This window comes from Emticicia agri (assembly GCF_004168285.1).
GTDB classification, from domain to species: Bacteria; Bacteroidota; Bacteroidia; order Cytophagales; family Spirosomataceae; genus Emticicia; species Emticicia agri.
Genome location: NZ_SEWF01000023.1, coordinates 99,938 through 110,799, shown reverse-complemented (window position 1 = coordinate 110,799; position 10,862 = coordinate 99,938). Strand labels below are relative to the sequence as shown.

Annotated in this window: 13 protein-coding genes; 5 read left to right on the top strand and 8 right to left on the bottom strand. The window is 36.2% G+C overall.

Annotation, left to right across the window (positions count from 1 at the left end; all coding sequences use genetic code 11):
- The first annotated feature begins 36 nt into the window (after positions 1-36).
- Complete coding sequence (locus EWM59_RS16230) at positions 37-909, top strand: IS982 family transposase (RefSeq protein WP_229239262.1); 873 nt, start codon at positions 37-39, stop codon at positions 907-909.
- A gap of 59 nt (positions 910-968) precedes the next feature.
- Positions 969-1,586: a Uma2 family endonuclease gene (locus tag EWM59_RS16225; RefSeq protein WP_130022278.1), complete on the top strand. Its 618-nt coding sequence runs from the start codon at positions 969-971 to the stop codon at positions 1,584-1,586.
- A gap of 145 nt (positions 1,587-1,731) precedes the next feature.
- On the opposite strand, the gene EWM59_RS16220 is transcribed toward EWM59_RS16225, so the two are convergent.
- Together EWM59_RS16220 and rpmG are read right to left on the bottom strand one after the other, a co-directional pair.
- Entirely contained in the window at positions 1,732-1,887 is a 156-nt protein-coding gene (locus tag EWM59_RS16220; RefSeq protein WP_015029008.1) for a DUF4295 domain-containing protein, read from the bottom strand.
- An 80-nt stretch (positions 1,888-1,967) separates the two neighbouring features.
- A complete protein-coding gene (gene rpmG / locus EWM59_RS16215) occupies positions 1,968-2,150 on the bottom strand; it encodes a 50S ribosomal protein L33 (protein ID WP_116983688.1) in 183 nt (60 codons plus the stop codon).
- 225 nt (positions 2,151-2,375) lie between these two features.
- Here rpmG and EWM59_RS16210 point away from each other — a divergent pair, with 225 nt between their 5' ends.
- From EWM59_RS16210 to EWM59_RS16200, 3 genes are all read left to right on the top strand, one after another.
- Positions 2,376-3,377: an NADP-dependent oxidoreductase gene (locus EWM59_RS16210; RefSeq protein WP_130022277.1), complete on the top strand. Its 1,002-nt coding sequence runs from the start codon at positions 2,376-2,378 to the stop codon at positions 3,375-3,377.
- Positions 3,374-4,516 (top strand): hypothetical protein, encoded by a 1,143-nt coding sequence (locus EWM59_RS16205; protein WP_130022276.1) that lies wholly within the window; start codon positions 3,374-3,376, stop codon positions 4,514-4,516. Before EWM59_RS16210 ends, EWM59_RS16205 begins: the two co-directional genes overlap by 4 nt.
- Before the next feature lie 142 nt (positions 4,517-4,658).
- Positions 4,659-5,900 (top strand): PQQ-dependent sugar dehydrogenase, encoded by a 1,242-nt coding sequence (locus EWM59_RS16200; RefSeq protein WP_130022275.1) that lies wholly within the window; start codon positions 4,659-4,661, stop codon positions 5,898-5,900.
- A gap of 7 nt (positions 5,901-5,907) precedes the next feature.
- Here EWM59_RS16200 and hisF read toward each other — a convergent pair whose 3' ends face one another.
- The 6 genes from hisF to hisH form a co-directional block, all read right to left on the bottom strand.
- Complete coding sequence (gene hisF, locus EWM59_RS16195; protein WP_130022274.1) at positions 5,908-6,678, bottom strand: imidazole glycerol phosphate synthase subunit HisF; 771 nt, start codon at positions 6,676-6,678, stop codon at positions 5,908-5,910.
- Positions 6,679-6,847: 169 nt separating this feature from the next.
- Positions 6,848-7,312, bottom strand: a complete 465-nt coding sequence (locus EWM59_RS16190) for a GNAT family N-acetyltransferase (RefSeq protein ID WP_130022273.1) — start codon at positions 7,310-7,312, stop codon at positions 6,848-6,850.
- Entirely contained in the window at positions 7,309-8,034 is a 726-nt protein-coding gene (gene hisA / locus EWM59_RS16185) for a 1-(5-phosphoribosyl)-5-[(5-phosphoribosylamino)methylideneamino]imidazole-4-carboxamide isomerase (protein WP_130022272.1), read from the bottom strand. The genes EWM59_RS16190 and hisA overlap by 4 nt, the downstream gene beginning before the upstream one ends.
- Complete coding sequence (locus tag EWM59_RS16180; protein WP_130022271.1) at positions 8,031-8,783, bottom strand: HNH endonuclease family protein; 753 nt, start codon at positions 8,781-8,783, stop codon at positions 8,031-8,033. The genes hisA and EWM59_RS16180 overlap by 4 nt, the downstream gene beginning before the upstream one ends.
- The gene (locus EWM59_RS16175; RefSeq protein WP_130022270.1) at positions 8,780-10,090 is read right to left on the bottom strand and encodes an AAA family ATPase; all 1,311 of its coding nucleotides are present in this window, start codon (positions 10,088-10,090) and stop codon (positions 8,780-8,782) included. The genes EWM59_RS16180 and EWM59_RS16175 overlap by 4 nt, the downstream gene beginning before the upstream one ends.
- Positions 10,091-10,151: 61 nt before the next feature.
- Positions 10,152-10,739: an imidazole glycerol phosphate synthase subunit HisH gene (hisH, locus tag EWM59_RS16170; protein WP_130022269.1), complete on the bottom strand. Its 588-nt coding sequence runs from the start codon at positions 10,737-10,739 to the stop codon at positions 10,152-10,154.
- Positions 10,740-10,862: the final 123 nt, after the last annotated feature.

The window sequence follows — 10,862 nt, the reverse complement described above, 5'->3', positions numbered from 1 at the left end:
TCCCGTCCATAAACCTCAAAAATCACCCCAATTCTTATGCAATATAATGAAAATAAGCTAATTGAAATCTTTGTGAGATGCGATGATTTCTGTCAATTATTTGATAATTGGTTAGCAAAAAGGGGGGTACCTGCAAACCAAAACCAACCCTTAAGTACCTTAAGTGATAGTGAAATTTTGACACTTATTATATTCTATCATTATTCAGGATATAAATGCTTTCAGTACTATTATCAAGATTTAGTAAGGAATGTTTTAGTGAAAGATTTCCCTAAAATACCTTCATATAATCGTTTTATTGAATTAATTCCCTATCAGACTCTGAGATTACAAATGTTCTTAAAATACCTTTCTTTGTTTTCTATTAGGACGGGTAATTATTTTATTGATAGTAAGAAAATGCCCGTTTGTGATAATAGACGAATTCATTCAAATAAAGTCTTTGTAGGGTTTGCTGGTCGTGGAAAATCTTCTACTGGTTGGTTCTATGGACTAAAAACCCACCTGATAATCAATGAATTAGGTCAAATTATTAATTTCGCCCTTACACCAGCCAATATCTCTGATAATGATGACAGACTTATGAATTATATGTTTGATGGTCTAAAAGGACAATGCTTTGGTGATAAAGGATATCTAACTAAACTCTTTGAACAATACTATCTCAGAGGGCTTTTATTGATTACTAAAGTCAGAAAAAATATGAAAAATAAACTGATGAAAATAAAAGACAAAATCAACCTAAAAAAACGGGCTTTGATAGAATCTGTCAATGACATTCTAATGACTGTTTTTGACATAGATCATACCAGACATAGAAATCCTATCAATGCTATGGCTCATACTTTTGGTGGACTAATTGCATATTGCTTTTATGAGACTAAACCAGCTACTTTCATCATTAAATAAACATCGAATTCACGTTAAACTATAAAACTGGTTATATTTGTACATAAACTTCAGAAAAGATGGCAACGGGAACAAGTGATTTTTTACCAAGAATTAGCCTTCATAAACCTGCTCGTAAATATACTTTGGAAGAATATTTACGAAAGGAGGGTAATTCGGCGCATAAACATGAATTTATAAATGGGGAGATAATAAAAATGCCTAACGCAAGATATAATCATAATCTGATAGCGATGAATGTGGCTGTTGATATGACTAATACTATTGAAAAATCTGAAAAGAATTATCTGGTGTTAGGTTCCGACCAGAAAATATATTTGCCAGTTCTTGATGAAAGTGTTTATGCAGATGCCTTAGCCGTTTGTGAAAAGCCGTTATTCTGGGATGATGAGGATTTATTATTAATAAACCCGATTTTAGTGGTGGAAGTTTTGTCAAAATCAACTCAACGTTACGATCGTACAAGTAAGTTTGATAAATATAAAACGCTTGAATCGTTCAAAGAATATGTAATGATTCGTCAGAATGAGTGCTATGCAGAAGTTTGGTATAGAGAGCGCCCCGGCCTTTGGCATGAAACAATAATAACTACTATTGAAGGAAAATTGCCGCTTCAATCTCTCGGAATAGAAATTTCTATGAAGCGAATTTATAAAAATGTAAAGTTCATTGTTTAGGGTAAGAGCTTATACATAATCTATATATTTTGGAAAAATTATCTTCTTAATAAGAGGCACTTTTTGATATATTTTCTCAGCAACAGCAAAAACAAAAAGCCCTCTTGGGTTACAAGAAGGCCTCTATCAATATTTTCTGTCGAGATTATGCTTTTAGCGCATTCTGCAATTCTTCCATAGGAACCATTTCTTCCTTGAAAGTATATGCACCTGTTTTAGGAGACTTCACAGCTTTGATAACTTTTGCGAAGTTTTTTCCTGCGGTTTTATCACGAAGCGTAGCGACTACTTTCTTTGCCATTTTAGTATCGTTTTATGATGTATTGATTCAATTGATTTCCCAGGATTCTGATACAATCTATGAACCCTTACAATCAAAAATTATTTAATTTCTTTGTGAGTAGTATGTTTTTTCAAGAATGGGTTATATTTCTTTAACTCCATACGACCAGTAGTATTTTTACGGTTTTTAGTGGTAACGTAGCGAGACATACCTGCTACACCGCTTGTTTTTTGCTCAGTGCACTCTAAGATAACTTGTACACGATTGCCTTTCTTCGCCATTGTTTTATGTATTTAATATCTTTGCTAATCTAATTCGGGCTGCAAAGATACTAAACTCTTGATTATTAAACAAAACTCTTTTAAAAGTTTTTTGTCTATTTATTAGATTTTTTGCTCCTTATCACAATTTTATAGATTCTTGTATCGACTATTTTCAAAGAAATGCAATAAATTCGTTTTAATATTATAGTTTTGAACTGTACAGATAAACAGACCTGAAATCTTATGAATAATACACGCATTAACTTACTGGCTCGTCCGATTGGTAATCCAACCCCCGAATGTTGGGATATAGAAGAAGTAGATACACCCGATTTACAGGAGAATCAGGTGTTAGTACAAGTGCAGTATCTTTCTATTGACCCTGCCATGCGTGGTTGGATGAATGAAGGAAAATCTTATGTGCGGCCAGTAAGAATCGGAGAGGTAATGCGGGCTTTAGGCGCAGGTATAGTGATAGACTCTAAACATCCTGATTTCAAAGCAGGAGATGCAGTAACAGGAATCACAGGTGTGCAGCAGTATGCGGTGTTAGATGGAAAGGATTTAGTAAAAGTTGACCCGAATTTTGTGCCTTTGCCTGCCTATTTGGGTACATTGGGTATGTCGGGTCTGACGGCTTATTTCGGGCTTTTGGATACAGGCCAGCCTAAATCTGGTGAAACAGTAGTGGTATCAGGCGCTGCAGGTGCCGTTGGAAGTGTAGTAGGGCAGATTGCCAAGATTAAAGGCTGCACAGTTGTGGGCATAGCAGGTGGTGAAGAAAAATGTAAATATGTAGTAGAAGAATTAGGTTTCGATGCCTGTGTGGACTATAAAGCCGGAAATTTGAGAGGACAATTGAAAGAGGTTTGTGCCAATGGTATTGATGTTTATTTTGATAATGTAGGTGGAGAAATATTGGATACCGTTTTGACGCTTATTAATATGAAAGCAAGAATCGTAATTTGTGGGGCTATTTCGCAATACAATGCTATTCAGAAACCGGCAGGGCCGAGCAATTATATGTCGTTGTTAGTCAACCGTGCCCGTATGGAAGGGATTGTGGTTTTTGATAATGCGGCTAATTATGGCAAAGCTATTAAAGAAATGGCAGGCTGGGTGGCGCAAGGAAAACTCAATGCCAAAGTAGAAATTGCCGAAGGAGGTATCAGGGCTTTTCAGGATACATTGATGAAACTATTCAAAGGAGAAAACACAGGTAAGCTGGTTCTGAAAGTAGCATGATGCCAACAGATACCATTCATTCAATCATTCAGACAATCGCCTCGTTACAGTCACGGGGCGATAAATATTTCCCCGAAGGTATTTTCCCTGCTCACCGACAGAATAAATACCTGCTTTACAAAAGACCTGATACTAATATTTTCTATACAGCTTCCATTGTTTTTGTACTCAATCAACTCAAATCTTCTCTGCCTTCTGCTTCACAAACTATTGTTGATGAGATTACAAAAAAGGCTATTCAGAATTATCCGGCATTTCAGAATAAAGATGGCTTAAAGACTTATAATTTCTGGCAGACACCAAAGGATGGTCAGGTTTCTAATCATTTTCCGAATGGCTCTATTTTCCGCCACATGGAGCATTTCAGATTACCCGATGACATTGACGATACATCGTTGATTTATATAACTTCACAGGCAGATAAATCACAAGTGCTGTGGCTGAAAGAAAAACTGAAACTACATGCCAATTTATCGGAAGGTGTTAAAAAGAAAAGACGAGTAAAGAATACTTTTAAGCATTATAAAGATTTAAACATTTACTCTACCTGGTTTGGTAAAAACATGGCTATAGAGTTTGATGCCTGTGCCTTATGCAACCTCATGTATCTGTTTGAATCTCATCAACTGCCACGTAATGAGTATGATGCAGATACCTATATGTATCTCAAAGGAATTATCAGCAGAAAGGAAATGATAAGCCACCCGTTTCAGGTATCACATAATTATGCAACATCACCTCTGATTATCTATCATCTGGCTCGCTTATTAGGCGATTTTAGAGATACTCCTTTAGAGGAATATAGAAAAGACCTGATTGAAAAAACGCTCTTACTGTTTGAAATAGAAAAAGTTGCCTTGAATAAAGTGCTTTTACAAACAGCTTTACTAAAGTTAAGCAGCATAAATGATTTTGGCTATACCAAAGAAATTACGGAATGTTTAAAAACTGACGCTGTGCTGACCATACAAATACCAGACCCTGACTTCTGTTATTTCTTAGGACCTCTCCTAAGTTCTTACGAGAACCCCATTCTACGATTTTTTGCCCCTATGAAAATCACGCAAATGGATTGGAAATGTGATGCCCACGAATGGGTTTTGGTCTTGGAAAATATGATAGAACGAAATAAAAATTAACGTTTCAACCTGTTTTAGTAGCCGTTCATAGCGTTTAGTCTTGTATATATGCAGCCAAAGTAGTAGTATAGCATAGCAAATAGCAGCAAATGTATTGCCTGCTAAGGTTTTATGAAATTTCTCCATCTAAACTTTTATAAGTATGTACCTCCGTTTGCCTTTTGAATCTTCAATTAGCCGACATAAAAACAGATTATTGATTTTTCTATTAGCAATTGCTCTTATAGCAGTTGGACTAATTGTGTTATTGATAAACTATCTAAATGGTAACAAACTTTTTCACAGCTTCCAGGCAGCGCCTACAGCTTATCAGCTTGAAAATGCTTTCCCAAACCTGAAATTCAATAGTCCGGTTGAGTTTGTGCATGCGGGTGATGGTACCAACCGGATTTTTGTATTGGAACAGGAGGGAGTCATTAAGGTATTTGACAATAATCCATCAGTGAAAACGGCCTCTACTTATATGGACATAAGAGACAAGGTAGATGATTTAGGCGAAATGGGGCTATTAGGGATTGCCTTTGACCCGAATTTTAAGGAAAATGGCTATTTCTATGTAAATTACAATAAAAGAAACCCCTTAGAAACGATTATTGCCCGGTTTAAAGCGAACTCTTATAAAGATGCCAAAGTCTCTCCTTCCTCAGAATTGATTATCATGAGATTTCCACAACCTTATGATAACCATAATGGCGGAAAAATAGCTTTTGGCCCTGACGGCTACCTCTATATTGCCGTAGGTGATGGCGGTGCCTGGGGCGACCAGCACAATTATTCGCAGAATAGAACCTCTATATTAGGCAAAATGCTACGGATAGATGTGCATAAAACCGATAAAGGCCATTATGGGATTCCGGCTGATAATCCTTACGTAGGCAATACAGAGGGTTTCAGAGAAGAGATTTATGCCTATGGTCTGCGTAATCCCTGGCGTTTTTGTTTTGACTCAGAAACCGGACAGATGTGGGTAGGAGATGTAGGGCAGAATGAGTTTGAAGAAATAGACATTGTTACGAAAGGAGGTAATTATGGCTGGCGTCTGAAGGAAGCCAATCGTTGTTATAATCCAAGAAATGACTGTAACCCTACAAACACACTCATAGACCCTATTCATCAATACCCTCGTGGTGATGGCACTTCTGTTACCGGAGGATATGTGTATCACGGCAAGCGTATTCCTGCGCTACAAGGTAAATATATCTTTGCCGATTATGCTAAAGGAAATGTATGGGCTCTCTCTTTTGATGGAAATACCAAAACGGGCAATGAATTATTGAGTTCAGAGGGTGGTTCTGTATCATCTTTTGGGGTAGATGCCAATGAAGAAATTTATATCCTTGACCATTATAGCGGACAAATCAAGCGTCTGGTAGCAGGGAAATAAAGGCTATTCAGACACGCATAGAAATGCCCTTACCTTTGAGGTAATACTTTAATTCAGGGATACCTATTTCCTTGAAATGAAAGATACTGGCAGCCAATCCCGCATCGGCTTTTCCGGTAGTAAAAACATCGTAGAAATGTTCCATTGTTCCGGCACCGCCTGAGGCAATAATAGGAATATTGGCATTGTCAGAAATCTGTGCGGTGAGTTCTAACGCAAATCCGGCTTTAGTGCCATCGGTATCCATCGAAGTCAACAGAATTTCTCCTGCTCCCCGGTTTTCTACTTCTTTTGCCCATTCAATGGTTTTCAATTCGGTTGGTTTTCTGCCACCGTGTGTATGTACGATATGCTCCTGTGTGCCATTCTCTAAGTTAATATATCGGGTATCAATAGCTACTACAATACACTGAGAGCCAAATTCTAAAGCCAACTCATTAATCAAATCAGGATTGCGCACGGCCGATGAGTTGATAGAAACCTTATCTGCTCCGGCATTCAGTAATTTAGAGACGTCAGCGACTGACCCAATCCCTCCGCCTACACAAAAAGGGATATTAACTGTTCGGGCAACCCGACGAACCAAATCTATTAACGTTTTACGTTCTTCAACAGTAGCTGTAATATCCAGAAACACCAATTCGTCTGCTCCTTGCAGGGCATATTCTGCTCCTAATTCAACAGGGTCTCCGGCATCACGCAGGTTTACAAAATTTGTGCCCTTTACAGTTCGTCCGTCTTTTATATCTAAACAAGGTATGATTCTTTTGGTAAGCATGAGTTAAATCAAATGTGAATTAGTGAATGAGTGATTTAGTGAATGAGTGATTATTTTGTCTGAACTTTGATTTACCGGATTTAACTGATTGCAGGATTTAAGTTCAGTAAATCCCAAAATCATCTAAAACGGTACGCTGTCGCGGCAAATTTCAAGACTAATCACTAAATCACTCATTTACTAAACCACTCAATTCTTTGTAAATATTAGGCCTTGCAATCTGCATCATTATATCTGGATTATCTAAGGGCGTGAAGCCGAATTGTGCATATAAGCTATGCGCATCACGGGTAGCTAAACCCCAGCGTCTTAGGTTTTGCAATTCAGGTAATTGCATAATACAAGTCATGAGCCATTTTGATAAACCTTTCCCTCTTTCTGACTCCAATATAAATATATCAGCCAGATAAGCAAAAGTAGCACAGTCTGAAATCACACGGGCATAACCTACCTGTTCGCCTGAATCTTTGTAAATACCAAAAGTAATAGAACCTGCGGCTGCTCGTTTCACCACTTCCATAGGAATCTCCGGCGACCAGTAACTGGTTGTAAGGAATTTATGAATCACATCAAACTGCAACAATTGCTGGTCTGTGCTAATGATATATCCGTCTTTCTTGAATTCGTGATTCATATAAATCTGCGTTCTATATCTTTCAAACTAATACGGTTTTCATAAATAGCCTTGCCGACAATTACGCCAAAAATATTCAGTTCAGCTAATTCTTCAAGGTCATCCATCGAACTTACACCACCACTGGCAATCACTTTTAAATCAGGGAATTGCTCCTGCATTTTTTTATACAAGTCCACTGATGGACCTTGTAACAAGCCATCTTTGGCTACGTCAGTACTGATAGTGTATTTGATGCCTTTCTGAATCCATTCGCCCACAAAATCATAGACCCACACACTGGTTTCTTCTTCCCAACCGCTCACGGCAATTTTTTCCTGACGGGCATCGGCTCCTAAAATAATGGCCTCGCTCCCATAAGATTTGAGCCACGATTCAAATAACTCTGGGTTTTTAATAGCAATGCTTCCTCCGGTTACCTGTCTGGCTCCACAATCAAAAGCTAATCTGATGTCAGTATCTGATTGTACTCCTCCGCCAAAATCAATCTGCAGATTGGTTTTGGAAGCAATGGTTTCTAATACTTTGGCATTGACAATCTTTTTTTGTTTGGCACCATCTAAATCAACTAAATGCAAACGCTTGATTCCGGCATCTTCAAACATCTTGGCAACTTCAAGCGGATTTTCATTATAGGTTTTTTTCTGGGAGTAATCACCTTGGGTCAGGCGAACACATTTGCCTTCTATGATGTCAATAGCTGGTATGATTTGTAAACTCATGATATTACGTCTAATGCACAAAATTCTAATTGTTTTTCTAATTTCTCAAACTCTTCGTCCCATAAACTATATTTAACTAATATTTCTCTAATAATAATATAATCATCATCATTTAGCAGGTAGGAAGCCACCACTGCACTATACTCGGCTTCAGGAGTTCCTTCATAAAAGAGGTTTCTTAATTTCCGAAGAATATTATTTCTTTTACGAGTAGTTTTTACTTCTAATCTATCATATTCCTGTAATTCTTGACTAATATCCTCTAATGTCTCAACTGCTTCATTCCCAATTTCATATCTTTTATCAACCCATAAACGAGTATCATTCAAGTTTAAAACCTCTATCGTTTTTCTTCCTATTTCATCTTTCCCTTTAAAACGAAAAGTTTTAAAGGCTAAATGTTTTTTAGGGTTATCAAAACGAGGATTAATAATTGGTTCAAGTTTAGTATCATGAGCCGATTTAGCTTTATTGACAGCATTATTAATAGGTAGTAAATTCTCCCACTTTACTACTTCATCAGGATAGAGAGATTTAGGATGAAAATGCTCAACTTCGGCATATTTTCCTTCTTCGGAAAGTTTACATTCTGAAAAACAACATTTTCCATTCGACATTGTCATAAGTTGTTCAGCAATATAATCTTTCTTCCAAACCGAATTTCCCGTAGTCTTAAATTCGTCAGTAAGTGCTTGCGCTACTTCTTCTGTCAATTCTGGAGGACAAGATAAGTCTTTAAGCTTTATCATGTGTAGGCAGGTGCAATAGAGCCAAGTTGCAATTTCAATAATTTGCGTTGGCTACTTGTAGAGTGTAATATTTTGTCTAATATTTCAAAGGCAGAATTTGCCTTTTCGTAATTTTCTTCATCCATTCCCTCTTCAAATTGCTTTAGTAATTCCAAATATTTATCAGAAACCGTTTTTTCACCTAATCCCATTAAATTTTGGAGTATTTCTTCTACTGTCCAACCTTGAAAAGTACCAAACTCCTGACGGATATGAGTATTATCTTTATCTTTTTCTAAAATTATTAAATTAATATCGTCGGCTGATTGGATAATAAGCGGACTATGAGCTGTAGCTATAAATTGAACATTAGGGAAAATATTGCTTAGATAGCCAATCAATTTTCTTTGCCAATCTGGGTGTAAGTGCAAATCTATTTCATCTATTAAAACTATGGCAGAACCAGTTAATGGATTTTCTAATTCAGGATATTTCTCGAACATTTTTTTTGCTAAATCGACTACCCATGTTAAAGTAGATTGATAACCATATCCTAAATCTTTTAAACGAACTTTGCCATAATCAGTATGAAATAATACATAATTTTGAATTGAGTTAGTTTTTTTATTTATTTCTGATATTAACTCAATATCTTTTACATCTGGCAATAAACCGGTGATTATTATATTCTTTATTTTAGAGAAAATAGCCTTTGCTTCTGTAACAGCATTTTTTTGACTATAGTCTAATTGTATTAACCATTCTTCCGCATTAATATATTCAACTTTGTCATTAAAAATTCCTTGAGAATTATTTGTTGTTAATATATTATTAGAGATATTAGTTTCAGACATTTTCCTTGAAGTACCATATCCGATAAAAAAAGAGTTGTCTAAGGAATTAAAATTAGATTCGGTCTCATCAACAGATTGAAATATAATAGGGTTAATAAATCCTCCACTATCAAGTTTAATTCGAGTTTTAGAAAAATGCCAGTCTAATGAATTGCTTAATATTGAGCTTATACTATAGCTTTTTTCTACTTCTTTTCTTATAGTAGCAGATGGTTGATAAGATTTCACTTCTCTACTTACAATATTACCTCCAACATTAACATCCACTTCATCAAAATAAGTGTATTCTAATTTAGGTTCCAATGAAGCTAAAATTTTTAGAATAGTAGTTTTTCCAGTATTATTGTTGCCTAATATAATATTCCATTGATAAGCCTCTCCATTTGGATTAGTAAAGGAGATTTTATGAGTGTTTTTAAAACACTTTACATCTGTTATCTCTACCTCTTTTAAATAAACACCCTCTTTATCCATTTTTACTTATTTTTAAGTAAATATAAGTAGAAAATAATAAAACTCTAACTTGATTTCTAATTTACACCTTCAAAAAATTCTCAAAAATTTTCTGCCCTACATCACCACTAATCTCAGAGTGAAACTGAGCGGCAAAGAAATTATCTTTTTGTAACATGGCCGAGTATTCGAGCATATAGTCGGTCTTAGCTACGGTATAATCACATAACGGAGCGTAATAACCGTGATTATAATAGACATACGAATGTTCGGCCAGTCCATCGGTCAATTCAGACGCATAGCCATAAATATCATTCCAACCTGTTTGCGGTACTTTAAAGCCTTTAATCTGAGGGAATTTGAGTACAGGTACATCAAATACGCCTAAACAATCGGTATTATTTTCTTCTGATGATTTACAGAGCAATTGCATACCTACACACGTACCTAAAAAAGGTTGTTTCAAAGTCGGAATCAGTTTGTCCAGCCCATTCACACGCAGGCTTTTCATGGCCGTGCTGGCTTCGCCTACACCCGGAAAAATAATTCTTTCTGCCGAGCGGATTGTATCGGTGTCGTCAGATAATTCGTACGCTACCCCAATACGCTCTAAGGCATACATTACCGACTGCACATTGCCTGCGTTATATTTAATAATGATGACTTTCAAAATCAGAGAAAATTGAAGATGATAGATTGTGGTGTTGTTACTACAAATCTATGGCTATACATTGATAATGTATATACAAAATCAAAAAAGTACTATAATTTCTTTTCTTTATTTTATTTAGCT